Source organism: Streptomyces sp. NPDC029466, assembly GCF_055574515.1.
Genome location: NZ_JBVHZH010000041.1, coordinates 39,616 through 55,508, shown reverse-complemented (window position 1 = coordinate 55,508; position 15,893 = coordinate 39,616). Strand labels below are relative to the sequence as shown.

The 15,893-nt window shown below is 72.2% G+C and carries 13 protein-coding genes; 2 read left to right on the top strand and 11 right to left on the bottom strand.

Translation table 11 applies throughout. The features are described 5' to 3' along the window. Positions 1-24 precede the first annotated feature (24 nt). Complete coding sequence (locus tag ACZ4XD_RS27670; RefSeq protein WP_468046502.1) at positions 25-234, bottom strand: hypothetical protein; 210 nt, start codon at positions 232-234, stop codon at positions 25-27. 71 nt (positions 235-305) lie between these two features. After that, a complete protein-coding gene (locus ACZ4XD_RS27665) occupies positions 306-455 on the bottom strand; it encodes a hypothetical protein (RefSeq protein ID WP_167352495.1) in 150 nt (49 codons plus the stop codon). 152 nt (positions 456-607) lie between these two features. Between ACZ4XD_RS27665 and ACZ4XD_RS27660 the strand changes: the two genes are divergently transcribed. Continuing rightward, positions 608-1,690, top strand: a complete 1,083-nt coding sequence (locus ACZ4XD_RS27660) for a M48 family metallopeptidase (protein WP_468046452.1) — start codon at positions 608-610, stop codon at positions 1,688-1,690. A gap of 27 nt (positions 1,691-1,717) precedes the next feature. Here ACZ4XD_RS27660 and ACZ4XD_RS27655 read toward each other — a convergent pair whose 3' ends face one another. The 5 genes from ACZ4XD_RS27655 to proB all read right to left on the bottom strand — a co-directional run bounded on the left by ACZ4XD_RS27655 (position 1,718) and on the right by proB (position 6,862). Further along, on the bottom strand, positions 1,718-2,839 hold the full coding sequence (locus ACZ4XD_RS27655; RefSeq protein ID WP_468046450.1) for an SCO2583 family membrane protein: 1,122 nt from the start codon (positions 2,837-2,839) through the stop codon (positions 1,718-1,720). A gap of 107 nt (positions 2,840-2,946) precedes the next feature. Further along, the gene (locus ACZ4XD_RS27650) at positions 2,947-3,597 is read right to left on the bottom strand and encodes an SCO2584 family spore wall biosynthesis protein (RefSeq protein WP_468046448.1); all 651 of its coding nucleotides are present in this window, start codon (positions 3,595-3,597) and stop codon (positions 2,947-2,949) included. A gap of 61 nt (positions 3,598-3,658) precedes the next feature. Further along, positions 3,659-4,927, bottom strand: coding sequence for a glutamate-5-semialdehyde dehydrogenase (locus ACZ4XD_RS27645; protein WP_468046446.1), 1,269 nt, complete (start codon positions 4,925-4,927; stop codon positions 3,659-3,661). Between the two features lie 72 nt (positions 4,928-4,999). After that, entirely contained in the window at positions 5,000-5,491 is a 492-nt protein-coding gene (locus ACZ4XD_RS27640) for a hypothetical protein (RefSeq protein ID WP_468046444.1), read from the bottom strand. 252 nt (positions 5,492-5,743) lie between these two features. Further along, positions 5,744-6,862: a glutamate 5-kinase gene (gene proB, locus ACZ4XD_RS27635; protein WP_107070703.1), complete on the bottom strand. Its 1,119-nt coding sequence runs from the start codon at positions 6,860-6,862 to the stop codon at positions 5,744-5,746. Positions 6,863-7,296: 434 nt separating this feature from the next. On the opposite strand from proB, the gene ACZ4XD_RS27630 reads away from it, so the two are divergent. Further along, entirely contained in the window at positions 7,297-9,384 is a 2,088-nt protein-coding gene (locus ACZ4XD_RS27630) for a hypothetical protein (RefSeq protein ID WP_468046442.1), read from the top strand. Between the two features lie 145 nt (positions 9,385-9,529). Here ACZ4XD_RS27630 and obgE read toward each other — a convergent pair whose 3' ends face one another. From obgE to ACZ4XD_RS27610, 4 genes are all read right to left on the bottom strand, one after another. Beyond that, positions 9,530-10,966, bottom strand: coding sequence for a GTPase ObgE (gene obgE / locus ACZ4XD_RS27625; protein ID WP_468046440.1), 1,437 nt, complete (start codon positions 10,964-10,966; stop codon positions 9,530-9,532). Positions 10,967-11,138: 172 nt separating this feature from the next. After that, a complete protein-coding gene (gene rpmA / locus ACZ4XD_RS27620) occupies positions 11,139-11,396 on the bottom strand; it encodes a 50S ribosomal protein L27 (protein ID WP_018088248.1) in 258 nt (85 codons plus the stop codon). Between the two features lie 14 nt (positions 11,397-11,410). Then, entirely contained in the window at positions 11,411-11,731 is a 321-nt protein-coding gene (gene rplU / locus ACZ4XD_RS27615) for a 50S ribosomal protein L21 (RefSeq protein ID WP_006605648.1), read from the bottom strand. 226 nt (positions 11,732-11,957) lie between these two features. After that, complete coding sequence (locus ACZ4XD_RS27610; protein WP_468046437.1) at positions 11,958-15,770, bottom strand: Rne/Rng family ribonuclease; 3,813 nt, start codon at positions 15,768-15,770, stop codon at positions 11,958-11,960. Positions 15,771-15,893 lie beyond the last annotated feature (123 nt).

Here is a 15,893-nt window from a genome sequence, read left to right as displayed (position 1 = left end):
ATGCCGGGTGCCGGGTGGCGGGGCTCAGCGGTCCCGGTTGAAACGGGTGGTGATCCAGAGCAGGAGAAGCAGGATCAAAAGGGCGCCGCCACCGGTCACGAAGGGGTTGAGGCTGGCATGCCCGCCCTCGTGGCCGGGTTCGGCGGCGAGGGTGGCCAGGGACTGTGCGGTGGTGTGCAGGCTCATCGTCAGCAGGACCAATCCGGGCTGGGGTCGGGCGGAGACTTCCACCACATCGTAAGCGTCAGCTCGGCGGGGGCCCACGGCGACTCCGCCCGGAGGCACCCCGGGCGGCCGGCGGAGGGTCAGTCCTGCCCGTAACCGCGCAACAGGAACCAGGCGAGCAGGGCGGCACCCACGACGCCGACGATGATCACTGCGCGCAGGATCCATCCGGGTCCGCCGTCCCTGGCGGTCTCCTGGGCTGCGGCGAGCAGCACGCTCGGATACGGCATGACGATGCGCTCCCTCTGACGCGGTCCGTGCGGCCATGTGTACGGACCTGTGCGGGTATTGGTGCGATCGCCAGCGTACGCCCGAGCATCCATTCTCCTGTCGGTGGCGTCCTCTACTCTGAACACACGCAGTCGAACAGGGGGAGGCCCCAATGACGGAGAGCCCAGACGGCAGCGCGAACGTACCGAGCCGGGACCGGCGGCGATTCCCCGGCATCTCGTCGCGGTCGTACGAGCACCCGGCGGACCGCTCGGCGCTGGTGGCGTTGCGCAAGCTGAGCGGGTTCGACACCGTCTTCAAGACGCTCAGCGGCTTGTTGCCGGAGCGCAGCCTGCGGCTGCTGTTCCTGTCGGACTCGGTGCGGGTGAGCGACCAGCAGTTCGCGCACCTCAACGACATGCTGCGCGACGCCTGCTACATCCTGGACCTGGAGAAGGTCCCGCCGATGTATGTGAATCAGGACCCGCAGCCCAACGCCATGTGCATCGGTCTCGACGAGCCGATCATCGTGGTGACGACCGGCCTGGTCGAGCTGCTGGACGAGGAAGAGATGCGGGCGGTCATCGGCCACGAGGTCGGGCACGCGCTGTCCGGGCACGCGGTCTACCGCACGATCCTGCTGTTCCTGACGAATCTGGCGATGAAGGTCGCCTGGATCCCGCTGGGCAATGTCGCGATCATGGCGATCGTGACGGCGCTGCGCGAGTGGTTCCGCAAGTCGGAGCTGTCGGCGGACCGTGCCGGGCTGCTGGTCGGACAGGATCTCCACGCCTCGATGCGCGGTCTGATGAAGCTGGCCGGCGGCAATCATCTGCACGAGATGAATGTCGACGCCTTCCTGAAGCAGGCGGACGAGTACGAGTCCGGCGGCGATTTGCGCGACTCCGTGCTGAAGATCCTCAACCTGCTGCCGCGCAGCCACCCGTTCACGACCGTGCGGGCGGCCGAGCTCAAGAAGTGGGCGACCAGCCGCGACTACCAGCGGATCATGGACGGCCACTACCCGCGCCGGGACGAGGACAAGGACACCTCGGTCTCCGACTCGTTCCGGGACTCCGCCGCCCACTACGCCGACTCGATGCGCAACAGCAAGGACCCGCTGATGGGCCTGGTGCGCGATATCGCGGGCGGCGCGGGCGACTTGGGCGGCAAGCTGCGCGACACGGTCTTCCGGGGCGGCGGGCGTCCCGAGGGCTCGGGCGGCGCCAACGGAAGCGGTGGAGCGGGCGCCTAGGTCCCGTCCCGGGACGTCCAGGTCCTCCTAGCGCATCGGATGGCTCGGCTTCGGCTGGGCCGAGGGTGCCAGCTCACCGCAGAGGGAGGGGTTGATCCGCTCCCTGGCGTAGGGGTCGGTGCCCGTGGGCCGGTCGTTGCCGGCGTGCTGTCCCGCGAACAGCGGGCGCAGCGCGTCGGCCGGCTTCGACGAGCAGGTCAGCGGCCCGGCCTGAAGGCTGCTCTGGAGCACCTCCAGGCGGTGGTCGCTGAGGTTGTCGCGGGTCAGCCGGAAGTGCACCTCACGGCGGACGGTGACCAGCGAGGCGGCGCCGGGCGTGGGCTTGCCGACGTCCTGGCCCGATGCCGCGGCCGGCGCACCCGGGGCGGGCCGGACCGCGTAGACGAAGGTGTAGTCGGCGGTCACATCGAGCGCGTCCGGGCTCAACTCCGAGGCGGAGAGCGTGCCGTCGACCCGGACGTTCCGGTCGGCGAGCCGGGTCTGCGGGTCGAAGCGGACCAGCCAACCGGTGGCCGCGTCATGGCCGTTGTTGCCGGGGTGCGCCAGGCTGCGGTCGAACTGGTCGAGTTGGCGGGTGTCGAGCAGCAGCCGCACCGGCCGTACGGATCCGCCGGTGAGGGTGTCCGGGTCCAGCGAGGAGCGGACGAGATAGTCCTTCGCGATGGTCAGCGCGGAGACGATCTGGCCGTCGGAGAAGTGCTCGGTGCGGGCGACGGGGGGCAGATTGACGCCCGCGGCGCCGATCCGGTAATTCGCCGCGGGGCTGTGCGCGAAGAGATCCGCCGGGGTCGCGCCGGGCACCTTCCCGGACGGCGCCAGCGGCACCACCGCGGAGCGCAGCGGCTGCGCCCGGACCGTCTCGGGGGTCTTGTAGGGGTGGCGTACGCCCATGTAGACGGCGGTGCCGAAAGCGAGCACGATCAGCAGCACCAGCAGGATGGCCTGCCGGGAGCCGCCCAGCCGCCGCCAGGCGTGCCGCGTCTTGACGGCCGGCGAATGATGCTCCCCGAGCCGCTCGTCCGCGGAGAACTCCTGAAGCCGCGCAGCCCGAACGAACGATTCGTCGAAGACGACGGATCGGTATTCGTCCTCACCGCCTCCCGGGGCGCCGTTGGGCGTCCCTTCCGGAGGGTCACCAGGCCCGGTCATACAACAAGAGTAGGTCTGCGGGGGCGAACGTAAACGCCGGGAGGCCGGGCAACTTCGCCGGACGAAGCGGTTTCGGGCGCCCGATTTGCGGGAAGTGTGCCGCGCCGTCAGTGCGGTCTGGGGACCGCCGAGAACGACGGCCTCAGGGGCTCCACGGCCGGCGGCGACGGCAGGCCGGGGCGCGCCGTCCCGACGCTGTCCGTACGGCTCGTGACAGGGGCGTCCATCCCGCTGGAGGTGGGCGCCGGGGCCGGGCTCTGGGTCCGCCCGGCGGAGCCCCGGTAGACGGCGCTGAAGGCCAGCGCGACCAGCCCGATGCCCATCACCACGGCCAGCACCCAGGCGACCGGCCGGTGCCAGCGGGTGCTGCTGCGGTAGGGACGCAGCGCACCGCCGTAGGGGCCGTACGGGTCATGCGGCGGATGGTCGCCGTACTCCCCGTCCCCGTACTCTCCGTAATCGGCGTAGCCCTCGTAGTCATCGGCTTCCCGGCCCCGGCGGCGGCCGCGTCCGTCCGGGTCGTCGCCCTCGGGGCCGAAACCGGGCCCGGAGCGGGCCGCCTCGGCCTCGGCGCGCGCCTCGGCGGCGGCCAGCATCCGCTCGACCGCGGAGGGCTCATGAATACGGGCGGACCGGACGAATTCCTCGTCGAAGACCACGGAGGCGAATTCTTCGTCCGCTTTTCCGTGGCTCCCGTGGTGGTGCTCGTCGGGCTCTTCACCGTCCGGGAACGGCTTGCCCCCCACGTCGTCCGGCACCCGTCCAGGTTAGCCCCGGCCGGTCATTTTGGGCAGGGAGAACGGGGAATCCGGGGGACGTTCAGCGGGTGTGGCCGTCGCCCGTGACGATGTACTTCGTGGAGGTCAGTTCCGGCAGTCCCATGGGGCCGCGGGCGTGCAGTTTCTGCGTCGAGATGCCGATCTCCGCACCGAAGCCGAACTCGCCGCCGTCGGTGAAGCGGGTGGAGGCGTTGACCGCGACGGTGGTCGAGTCGACCAACTGGGTGAAGCGGCGGGCGGCGGCCTGCGAGGTGGTGACGATCGCCTCGGTGTGGCCGGAGGTCCAGCGCCGGATGTGCGCCACCGCCGCGTCCAGGTCGGGCACCACGGCGGCCGCGATGTCGTACGAGAGGTACTCCGTCGCCCAGTCCTCGTCGGTGGCGGGGGCCACCAGCCCGGGGCCGGCCTGCTGCCAGACGGCGTCGCCGTGCACGATCACGCCGGCCTGGGTCAGCGCCTCCAGGGCGCGCGGCAGGAACTTCTCGGCGATCCCGGCGTGCACCAGCACCGTCTCCGCGGCGTTGCAGACGCTGGGCCGCTGGGCCTTGGAGTTGACGAGGATCTCGACGGCCATGTCGAGGTCGGCGGCCTCGTCGACGTAGACGTGGCAGTTGCCGGTGCCGGTCTCGATGACCGGGACGGTGGACTCCTCGACGACCGTACGGATCAGGGACGCGCCGCCGCGCGGGATCAGCACGTCCACCAGGCCGCGGGCGCGCATCAGCTCCCGTACGGAGTCACGGCTCTCGCCGGGCACCAGCTGCACCGCGTCGGCGGGCAGCCCGGCGCTCTGGACGGCGTCGCGCAGCACGTCCACCAGGGCGCTGTTGGAGGCGTACGCGGAGGACGAGCCGCGCAGCAGCACGGCGTTGCCGGACTTCAGGCACAGGGCGGCGGCGTCCACCGTCACATTGGGCCGGGCCTCGTAGATGATGCCGATCACGCCCAGCGGGACCCGGACCTGCCGCAGGTCGAGGCCGTTGGGCAGGGTCGAGCCGCGCACCACCTCGCCCACCGGGTCGGGCAGTGCCACGACCTGGCGGACATCGGCGGCGATGGCCGCGATCCGCTCGGGGGTGAGGGTGAGCCGGTCCACGATCGACTCGGCGGTGCCCGCCGCCCGCGCCTTGGCGATGTCCTGGGCGTTGGCGGCGACGATCGCCTCGGTCCGCTCCACCAGGGCGTCGGCGATGGCGAGCAGCGCTGCGTCCCGGGCCGTACGCGGCAGTGGCGCCAGGACGGCGGCTGCCTCCCGCGCGCGGCGGGCGGTCTCGAGGACGGGCGAGGAGTGCGATGCGCTGCTGGTCATGGCCGCAGCCTAGCCGGGTGGCAGGCCGCGGCCACGCCCTATCTCACAGCGCGGGACGCGGATGGCCGGTGGTCAGAACGGGTGGACGCCGACCGGGGAGGCCGGCGGCGGGCCGTACCCCTCCGCGAGGCGCTGGTGATACGTCTCACGGTCGATGACTTCCAGGCCGACGATCTCCCACGGCGGCAGCTTGGCCGTCGAGCGGTGCTCGCCCCACAGCCGCAGCGCGACCGCGGCGGCGTCGTGCAGGTCCCGCGCCTCCTCCCAGTAGCGGATCTCGGCGTGGTCGGTGGCGTAGCGGCTGGTCAGCAGGAACGGATGGTCGTGGGCGAGCTGTTCCAGCGCCCGCCGGACCTCGTTCAGCGGGGCCTTGGCACCGGAGACGCTGAGCGTGATGTGCCACAGCCGGGACGCCTCCCGGCGGCCGCCCTCCGGTGCCTGCTGCGCGGCCCCGGGACGCTCCGCGCCCGGCTCGTCCCGGCCCGCGTCCTCGCCGGTCCCGACGCTGGTCAGTGTGCGCTCCGCCGTCCCTCGGGGCGGTGCCCCTGGGCGCCCTCGTCTCACCGGCGGCCTCCTGTGATGAGAATCGCTCCGCTCTTGGGGGTGCGGAGTCGTCGTACGTCGGCGGGTGCGCGTGCGCGCTGCGGGCGCCGCTCCCCTACGGCGCCCCCGCAACAAAGTTGACCAGCCCGCGGCCCGTCGCGGGGGCGTTTTCCCCAAGGTCTCCATGGAAACGCCGGTCTTCACCCCAGGCCGGAGGGGCGGTTTTCGGCCGCCGGGGAACGTCGCGCCGGGGCGGGCCCAGGAGTACGGCCCTCAGGAGTGCAGCAGCACCAGATCGTCGCGGTGCACGACCTCCCGCTCATAGGCGGGGCCCAGCTCACGGGCGAGATCGCGGGTCGAACGCCCCATCAAACGGGGGATTTCCCGGGCATCGAAATTGACCATGCCGCGGGCCACCGCACGGCCCTCGCCGTCCCGCAGCTCGACCGGGTCGCCGGCGGAGAATTCGCCCTCCACGGAGGCGATACCGGCCGGCAGCAGCGAGGAACGGCGCTCGACGACGGCCCGTACCGCCCCGTCGTCCAGAATCAGCGCCCCGCGCGGGGTGGAGGCGTGCGCGAGCCACAGCAGCCGGTCGGCGGAGCGGCGGCCGGTGCGCAGGAAGTGGGTGCCGGTGGAGCCACCGGCCAGGGCGTCCGCGGCGTGCACGGCGGAGGTCAGGATGACCGGGATACCGGCCGCGGCCGCGATCCGGGCCGCCTCGACCTTGGTGACCATGCCGCCGGTGCCGACGCCGGCCTTGCCCGCGCTGCCGATGGAGATGCCTTCCAGGTCCTTGGGCCCCTGGACCTCGGCTATCCGGGAGGTGCCGGGGGTGGCCGGATCGCCGTCGTAGAGGCCGTCCACGTCCGAGAGCAGGATCAGCAGGTCGGCGCGGACGAGATGGGCGACCAGGGCCGCCAGCCGGTCGTTGTCACCGAACCGGATCTCGTCGGTGGCGACGGTGTCGTTCTCGTTGACGATCGGTACGGCGCCCATGGCCAGCAGCTGGTCGAGGGTCCGGTAGGCGTTGCGGTAGTGGGCCCGGCGGCTGGTGTCGTCGGAGGTCAGCAGGACCTGGCCGACGCGGCGGCCGTAGCGGGCGAAGGAGGCGGTGTAGCGGGCGACCAGCAGGCCCTGGCCGACGCTGGCGGCGGCCTGCTGCCGGGCCAGGTCGCGGGGCCGCTTCGCGAGCCCCAGGGGCGCCAGACCGGCCGCGATGGCGCCGGAGGAGACCAGCACGATCTCCTTGTCCTGGTGCTTGGCCAGCACATCCACCAGGGCGTCGACGCGGTCCGCGTCCAGTCCACCCGCGGCCGTGGTCAGCGAGGACGAGCCGACCTTCACCACGATCCGGCGGGCGTCCTTCACGTCCTGCCTTGCGCCTGCCACCTGCATACCCCTGTACTCGCCGATCCCACCGCCGTACGGGGGACTCTGCCCGGCCCGCACCACGGCCCTACGGGCGCAATCTACGGCAGAGCGGGCCGCGGGCGCTTCGTGATATTGCCTGGCGGACGGCGTGTGAGACGGGGCAGGGCGGTCCGGGCGGGTGGAGAAGTGGCGCAGAATAGGGGCCGCGGTCCCCGTTCGCCCGATACCCGGCGGGGTTTTCCTTAAGAGAGAATCCGCGCCCGGCGGGTTGCGTTCGATTGATCCGCTTTCGCGGTGATGAGAGCCACAGCAGATTGTCACCAGGGCCAACAAGGTCATACGGTCGGGTGTCCATCGGTCCCGTTTCGCCGCTCCGGCGGCGTCGCAGCGCGGGACCCGGCCGCCCCCCTCGGCCTCTCCCTGACCTTTCGTGCTGCCAGGAGCCCTCCCCCGTGCCTTCCGCCGGAATCGTCCCCCGCCGAGCCGTACAGCTCGCGGCCCTCTTCGCGATGATGGTCGCGTTCACCGCGCAGCTCCTCGGTGCGCTGCTGCCCGTCATCCCGCTGTTCATCGCCGCCTCCGTGGTCAACCTGGGTCTCGACCTGGTCCTCCAGCACAAGCAGCCCGGCCTGCTCGCGGTGCTGGGCCGGATCCGGTTCGACGTCACGGTGCGCCAGTTGCTGCGCGACATGCTGATACTGGTCGGCCTGCTGCACATCGACGGCATCAATCCGCTCGAGGAGCAGGCGCCGCTCACCATCACGCTGCTCCTCTTCTACGGCACCCACTTCGTGTGCCAGGCGGTCGCGGTGCTGGTCCGCCGGACCCGCAGCCTGCCGTTCGTCACCCGCAACATCGACGCGAGCGCGCTGCGGCTGACGGACGCCCCGCCGCGCATCCTCTCCCGCCAGACGGGCCGGCGCCTGCTGCGCTTCTCGGTGCCCACCACGACGGGCATGATGCTCACCGCGATCACCACCGACGCCTTCTGGGGCGGCATCGGCCTGGCCGTCTCCCTGGCCCTGTCCGCCGGCGGCACGCTCTACCTGGGCACCTGGCTGCTGCCGAAGAAGCGGGTGGCCAACGAGAAGCAAGCCCTGGAGTGGCTGGACAACTGGCTGGCGGAGTACCAGCCGACGGTCGGTATGTACTTCTCCGGCGGCTCCTCGTCCGCCTACCAGGCCAACATGTGGCTGAGCACCCTCGCCGACCTGGACGGCAACCCGATCATCGTGCTGCGTGAGCGCTTCATGGTGCAGAAGATCGAGGCCACGGACGTCCCGATCGTCTGCATCCCCAAGGTCGCCAACCTGATGCGGCTGGAGCACTCCACGCTCAAGGTGCTGCTGCACCCGGCGAACTCCGGCAAGACCTCGCAGATCCTGCGCATCCCGTCCATCAAGCACGCCTTCACCAACCACGGCGAGAGCGACAAGCTGTCCTCCTGCAACCCGTACGCGAAGGCGTACGACGAGGTGTGGGTGGCGGGCCCGGCGGCCCGTGACCGCTACCAGCTCGCCGACATCGGCGTCGAGGACAAGGACGTCATCGAGGTCGGCCGCCCCCAGCTGGCCCCGATCCAGCCGTACACGGGCGCCCCGGCCGGCCGGCCGACGACCGTGCTGTACGCCCCGACCTGGGAGGGCTGGGACGGCAACCCCGGCAACACCTCGGTGATCCTGGCGGGCGAGAACATCGTCCGCGAGCTGCTCGCCGACGAGAACGTGCGGCTGCTGTACAAGCCGCACCCGATGACCGGTTCCGTGGACCCGCGGGCGGGTGCCGCCAACAGCCGCATCCAGGCGATGATCACGGAGGCGAACGCCCGGCTCAGCGGGGCCCGTCCCGGCCCGGAGGCCGCCGCCGAACTGGCCCGCCGTACCGAGGAGCTGAACGCGCTGACCACCTCCGCGTTCCGCAGGAGCGCGGACGAGCTGGAGCGGATGCGGCTCCAGGGCACCCCGGAGGAGGGCCGTGCCGCCGCCGTCGCGGCCGCCGTCACCGCCTGGGAAGAGGCGTACTGGAACTCCTTCCCCGAGTGGGAACACCGCATCATCACCACCGCCCGCCCCGGCATCTTCAGCTGCTTCAACCAGGCCGACGTGCTGATCAGCGATGTCTCCAGCGTCGTCTCCGACTACCTGACCAGCGAGAAGCCGTACGCGGTCGCCAACACCTCGGGGATGAGCGAGGACGACTTCCGGGTGAACTTCCCGACCGTGCGCGCGGCGACGATCCTCACGCCGGAGGCGGCGGAGGTGGCCGTTCTCCTCGACGCGGTCCGCAATCCGGAGAAGGACACCCTGGCCGCGGAGCGCGCCGAGCTCAAGGAGCATCTGCTGGGCCCGTCGGACCCGCCGTCGTCGGTCCGCTTCAACCAGGCGGCGCTGGCGCTGTGTACCAAGGCCGACGAGCGGCGCATCCGGATGGAGAACCGGCTGTCCGGTATCCCCGGTCAGCGCTCGCAGGAGGACGTGGACGCCTCCGAGACGGCCGAGAACCAGGCCAACGGCGCCCCGGACACCCCCGCCGCCGTCTGAGCCCGCAGCGGGCCGTCCACGGCCCCGGCTGCGACGACGCACACGGGGAAGGCCCCCGGGAGGATTTCCTCCCGGGGGCCTTCCCCGTTTCCGTGGTGCGGTGCCAGCCGGGCGGACCCGTGGGCGCGGGCCCTCCGAAGGCCCGTCAGAAGGGCCGGAAGCGCTCGTACTCCTCGGCGGCCTCGTCCCGCTCCGCGTCGCGGTCCCGGCGGCGCTGCGCGGCCGGCCGGGGCGCCTCCAGACGGTGGTCCTCGCCACGCCGGCCCAGCATCTCCGCACCGGCCGCCATGGTCGGCTCCCAGTCGAAGACGACCGCGTTGTCCTCGGGGCCGATCGCCACGCCGTCCATGGCGCGCGCGCCCGCCTTGAGCAGTGCGTCCTCGACGCCGAGGCGGTTGAGCCGGTCGGCCAGATAGCCGACGGCCTCGTCGTTGTTGAAGTCGGTCTGGCGCACCCAGCGTTCGGGCTTCTCGCCACGGACGCGGTAGAAGCCCTCGCCCTCCTGCGTCACCGTGAAGCCGGCGTCGTCCACGGCCTGCGGCCGGATCACGATCCGGGTGGCCTCCTGGACGGGCTTCGCGGCCCGGGCCTTCGCGACGATGTCGGCGAGGGCGAAGGACAGCTCCTTCAGGCCCTGGTGGGCGACGGCCGAGACCTCGAAGACGCGGTAGCCGCGCTCCTCCAGGTCGGGACGGATCATGTCGGCGAGGTCCTGGCCGTCGGGGATGTCGACCTTGTTGAGGACGACCACCCGCGGCCGGTTCTCCAGACCGCCGTACTGGGCCAGCTCCTCCTCGATGATGTCGAGGTCGGAGACCGGGTCCCGGTCCGACTCCAGGGTCGCGGTGTCGAGGACGTGCACCAGGACCTCGCAGCGCTCGACATGGCGCAGGAACTCCAGGCCCAGGCCCTTGCCCTGGCTGGCGCCCGGGATCAGGCCCGGCACGTCGGCGATGGTGTAGACCGTCGAACCGGCCGTCACCACACCGAGGTTGGGCACCAGCGTGGTGAACGGGTAGTCCGCGATCTTCGGCTTGGCGGCGGAGAGCACCGAGATCAGCGACGACTTGCCGGCGCTCGGGTAGCCGACCAGCGCCACATCGGCGACGGTCTTCAGCTCCAGCACGATGTCGCGGGCCTCGCCGGGCTCGCCGAGCAGCGCGAAGCCGGGGGCCTTGCGGCGGGCGGAGGCGAGGGCGGCGTTGCCGAGGCCGCCGCGGCCGCCCTGGCCCGCGATGAAGGTGGTGCCCTGGCCGACCATGTCGGCGAGGACCTCGCCGTTGCCGTCGAGCACGACCGTGCCGTCCGGCACCGGCAGGACCAGGTCCTTGCCGTTCTTGCCCTCGCGGTTGTCGCCGGCGCCGGGCTGGCCGTTGGTGGCCTTGCGGTGAGGGTGGTGGTGATAGTCGAGGAGGGTGGTGACGTCCTGGTCGACGACCAGGATCACATCGCCGCCACGGCCGCCGTTGCCGCCGTCCGGGCCGCCGAGCGGCTTGAACTTCTCACGGTGAACGGAGGCACAGCCGTGGCCTCCGTTACCCGCGGCGACGTGCAGCTCGACGCGGTCCACGAAGGTGGTCATGGTGGGGGTGCCTCCAGATAACTGCGGGATGTCGCGGTACTACGCGGATGTCTCTGTGCTGCTGATTTCTTTGTCTTAACGCGCCAAGGGCGGACCGGCCTTCCCGCTCTCACGGGAAAAGGCGGTCCGCCCTCGGAATGCTGCGATGCGTGGAGCTACGTCCGGGCCGGAATTACTCGGCGACCGGAACGATGTTCACGACCTTGCGGCCACGGTGGGTGCCGAACTGCACCGCACCGGCAGCAAGGGCGAACAGGGTGTCGTCGCCGCCGCGGCCGACGCCCGTGCCCGGGTGGAAGTGGGTGCCACGCTGGCGGACCAGGATCTCACCGGCGAGGACGGCCTGACCGCCGAAGCGCTTCACGCCGAGCCGCTGAGCATTGGAATCGCGACCGTTCCGAGTGGACGATGCGCCCTTCTTGTGTGCCATGTCTCCTCAGTCCCTTACTTCGCCGGAGCGTCGATGCCGGTGATCTTCAGCGCCGTGTGGAGCTGGCGGTGGCCGATCCGCTTCTTGTAACCGGTCTTGTTCTTGTACTTCTGGATCCGGATCTTGTCGCCCTTGTGGTGGTCGACGACCTCGCCCTGGACCTTCACGCCGGCCAGGACCCACGGGTCGCTGGTGACCGAGTCGCCGTCGACAACCAGCAGCGTCGAGAGCTCGACGGTGTCGCCGACCTTGCTGGTGGAAATGCGGTCAACCTCGATGACGTCGCCAACAGCAACCTTCTGCTGGCGTCCGCCGGTGCGCACGATCGCGTACACGCGGAACTCTCTTTCGCTAGAAACGGATCCTCTGATGCCAGCCGCTCACACGGGCTCGGGATAGGGCCCATGGAATCCGAGTGGACGAGCGGCCTCCCTCGGCGGACCGAGAGGTGTGTGCTCAGGGGTTTGGTGTCACAGACACCGACGGTCAAGGTTACGGGGCCTTGACCAGGGGGTCAAACCGGCCCCGGACCGCTGACGGCCCGGGGCACGGCCTTCCTGCTCAGTCCTCCGCGGAAACGGACACCGACGCCACCGAGGGCTGCTCGGCGGCAGCGGTCTTCTTGGCCGCCGCCTTCTTCGTCGTCGTCTTCTTCGCGGTGGTCTTCTTCGCCGTGGCCTTCTTGGCGGTGGTGGTCTTCTTCGCCGCCGTCTTCTTGGCCGTGGTCTTCTTCGCCGTGGTCTTCTTGGCCGCGGCCTTCTTCGTCGTCGCCTTCTTCGCGGTCTTCTTGGCCGCGGGCTCCGCCTCCGCCCCGGCGCCCTCGGCGGGCTCCGCGGGCTCGGCCGGTGCCGGCTCGGTGACCGGCTCCGCCGCGGGGGCGGTGATCACGACGGTCGCCGTGGAGTCGTCGGACACCTGCGGGGCGGCCACCTTACGGGTCACCCGGCGGCGCGGACGGGCCGGCGCGGGCTCCGCGACCGGTGCCTCAGCGGGCGCCTCGGCGACCGGCTCCGGAGCGGGCTCCGGCTCGGGGGCCGCCACCGGCTCGGCAGGCACGACGATCTCGGCAGCCTCCGTGGCCTTCGGGGCGCCCGCCGGAGCGGACACCTTCCGGCTCGCCCGGCGGCGGCCACGGCCACGCCCGGCGGCCGCCTCGGCCTCGGCCGGGCTGCTGAACCACTCGTCGGCCTCGGCCACCGCGGGCTGCAGCTCGGCCTCCGTCACGGCGACCGGCTCCAGCTCCGGCGTGGCACCGTCCGGGGTGGGCGCGGCGACCTCGGCCTCGTGGACATGCGGCTCGGCCTTCTCGGCCTTGCCCTTCTTCTTGCGCTTGCCACCGCCGCCGGCCGTCGTCGGCTGGTCCATGTGGACGATGACGCCACGGCCGTTGCAGTGCACACACGACTCGGAGAAGGACTCCAGCAGGCCCTGACCGACCCGCTTACGGGTCATCTGGACCAGGCCGAGCGAGGTGACCTCGGCGACCTGGTGCTTGGTGCGGTCCCGGCCCAGGCACTCCAGCAGACGCCGCAGCACCAGGTCCCGGTTGGACTCCAGCACCATGTCGATGAAGTCGATCACGATGATGCCGCCGAGGTCGCGCAGCCGCAGCTGGCGCACGATCTCCTCGGCCGCCTCCAGGTTGTTCCTGGTGACCGTCTCCTCCAGGTTGCCGCCCTGGCCGGTGAACTTGCCGGTGTTGACGTCGACCACGACCATCGCCTCGGTCCGGTCGATCACCAGCGAACCGCCGCTGGGCAGCCAGACCTTGCGGTCCAGCGCCTTCATCAGCTGCTCGTCGATGCGGTATGTCGCGAAGACATCGACGTCCGAGGTCCACTTCTGGAGCCGGTCGACGAGGTCCGGGGCGACATGCGCGACATAGCCGTGGATGGTCTCCCAGGCGTCGTCACCGCTGACGATGACCTTGGAGAAGTCCTCGTTGAAGATGTCGCGGACGACCCGGACGGTCATGTCCGGCTCGCCGTAGAGCAGGGTCGGCGCGCTGGAGCTGCTGCTCTTGGCCTTCTTCTGAATCTCTTCCCACTGGGCCTGCAGTCGCTGGACGTCGCGCGCCAGCTCTTCCTCGCTCGCGCCCTCCGCCGCGGTGCGCACGATGACGCCCGCGTCCTCGGGGACGATCTTCTTGAGGATCTGCTTCAGCCGCGCCCGCTCGGTGTCGGGCAGCTTGCGGCTGATACCGGTCATCGAGCCCTCGGGCACGTAGACCAGGTAGCGGCCGGGGAGCGAGACCTGGCTGGTGAGCCGGGCGCCCTTGTGACCGATCGGGTCCTTGGTGACCTGCACCAGCACGGACTGGCCGGACTTCAGCGCGGTCTCGATCCGGCGCGGGCCGTTGGCCATGCCCAGCGCCTCGAAGTTGACCTCACCGGCGTACAGCACGGCGTTGCGGCCCTTGCCGATGTCGACGAACGCGGCCTCCATCGACGGCAGGACGTTCTGCACCTTGCCGAGGTAGACATTGCCGACGTACGAGGTCGCCTGCTCCTTGTTGACGAAGTGCTCGACGAGCACGTTGTCCTCGAGGACGCCGATCTGGGTGCGCTCGCCGCTCTGGCGGACGACCATCACCCGCTCGACGGCCTCGCGGCGGGCCAGGAACTCCGCCTCGGTGATGATCGGCACCCGGCGGCGGCCCTGCTCGCGGCCCTCGCGGCGGCGCTGCTTCTTGGCCTCCAGACGCGTCGACCCCTTGATCGACTGCACCTCGTCGGCGCTGGTGCCCTCGTCCTTCTTGCGGGGCTCACGGACCTTGACGACCGTGCGCTCCGGGTCATCGGCACCGCCGGCCTCGACCTCGGCGGCCTCACCGGTACGGCGACGGCGGCGACGGCGACGGCGGCTGCTGCTCGAACCGCCGGCCGACTCCTCGGCCTCCTCCTGCGGCTCGGCCTGCTCCTCGGCCTCCTCGGGCTCCGCCTCCGCAGCCTCCCGCTCATCGGCGGCCTGCTCGTCGGCGCCCTCGGCGGCCTCACCACGACGACGGCGGCGGCCACCACGGCGGCGGCGGCGCGAGGGGCGGTCGGCGGACTCGTCCTCGCCGCGGCCCTCGGCCTGCTCGGCCTCCGGCTCGGTCTCGGCGGCGGCTTCGTCGGCCGCCGGCTCCTCGGCCGGGGCGGCGGCGACCTGCTCGGGCTCGGCCGCGGCACCCCGACGGCGACGGCGGCGCGCACCCGCGGCGGGCTGCTCCTCCACGGCCGGCTCGGCCGGGGTCTCCTCCTGGCGGGCCGCGGCAGCGGCGGCGGCCGCGGTCTCCGGTGTCTGGAACATCGGCTCGGTGAAGACCGGCGCCTGGAAGACGGCGGTCGGGGGGCGCTGCGCACGGCGGCGGCCGCGCTGCGGTGCCTCCGCCGCGGGCTCCTCCTCGGCACGGGGCGCCTCGGCGGCCGGCTCCGCGGCACGCTCGCCACGGCGGCGCGACCGGCGGCGGGGCGCCTCGGCGGTCGCGTCCTCGGCGGCCGGCGCCGGCGCGGGCTCCTCGGCCACGGGCTCCGCTGCCGCGGGCTCCTCGGCGGTCTCGGCGGCCTGCGGCGCGTCCGAGACGGCGGTGGTCTTACGGGTGGCGCGGCGACGCGTCCGGGCGGGCTTGGCCTCCTCGGCGGGGGCGGGCGCCGCTTCCTCGTCCTCGGCGGCCGGGGCGGCGGGGGCCGTGTCCGTGGCGGCGGCCTCGTCGGCGGCGCTCGCCTGGGGGGCGCCGGCCGGAGCGGTGACCTTACGGGTGGCCCGGCGGCGGGTGCGGCGCGGTGCCGCCTCCTCGGTCTCCTCGGCGGCGGCCGGAGCGGTCTCGACGACGGGCTCGGCTGGGGCGGACGCCTCGCCGGGCGCGGATGCCTCGGCGATCACCGGCTCCGGGGCGGCCTCGCTCTGCGGGGTACCGGCGGGGGCGGTCACCTTGCGGGTGGCCCGGCGGCGGGTGCGGCGCGGCGCCGCCTCCTCCTGCGCTGCCTCGGCGGGCGTCTCGACAGCGGTGGCCGGGGCCTCGACCGTCTCGGCCTCGGCCTCTTCCTCGGCGGTCTCGGTCCCGGCGGCCGGCTGCGGGGCGCCGGCCGGGGAGGTGACCTTACGGGTCGCCCGGCGGCGGGTACGGGCCGGCTTGGCCTCGTCGCCGGTGGTCACCGCGGCCGCGGTGGTCTCCTCGGCGAGGGCCGGATCGGCCGCGGGCGCGGCGGTGGCCTCGGTGCTCACCACCGCGGCCTCGGCGGCGGCACCGGCCACCGGCGGACCGGCCGGCCGGGAGGCCGCACGGCGCCGACGGCGCGGCGGCAGCGTGTCACTGGGTGAGTGGTTGTTGTTGTCGTCAGCACCGCGATCCTGGGAATGCGTGGATCCGGTGGGCTCAATGGGCTCGAGCATGCGGGCGGTTCTCCCGTCACGCTCCCGGGCGCCGCGCCTGATTCCGGTCGCGGTCCGCGTGATGAGCGCGGTCCCGCTGTCCGGGGCGTGGGCGCCGCACGGGAGCTGTCGTCTCGCTCGTCG

Coding starts and splice junctions, on each gene's coding strand:
- ACZ4XD_RS27610 (WP_468046437.1), bottom strand. CDS start 15,770: ATGCTCGAGCCCATTGAGCCCACCGGATCCACGCATTCCCAGGATCGC.
- ACZ4XD_RS27660 (WP_468046452.1), top strand. CDS start 608: ATGACGGAGAGCCCAGACGGCAGCGCGAACGTACCGAGCCGGGACCGG.
- rpmA (WP_018088248.1), bottom strand. CDS start 11,396: ATGGCACACAAGAAGGGCGCATCGTCCACTCGGAACGGTCGCGATTCC.
- obgE (WP_468046440.1), bottom strand. CDS start 10,966: ATGACCACCTTCGTGGACCGCGTCGAGCTGCACGTCGCCGCGGGTAAC.
- ACZ4XD_RS27655 (WP_468046450.1), bottom strand. CDS start 2,839: ATGACCGGGCCTGGTGACCCTCCGGAAGGGACGCCCAACGGCGCCCCG.
- ACZ4XD_RS27665 (WP_167352495.1), bottom strand. CDS start 455: ATGCCGTATCCGAGCGTGCTGCTCGCCGCAGCCCAGGAGACCGCCAGG.
- ACZ4XD_RS27645 (WP_468046446.1), bottom strand. CDS start 4,927: ATGACCAGCAGCGCATCGCACTCCTCGCCCGTCCTCGAGACCGCCCGC.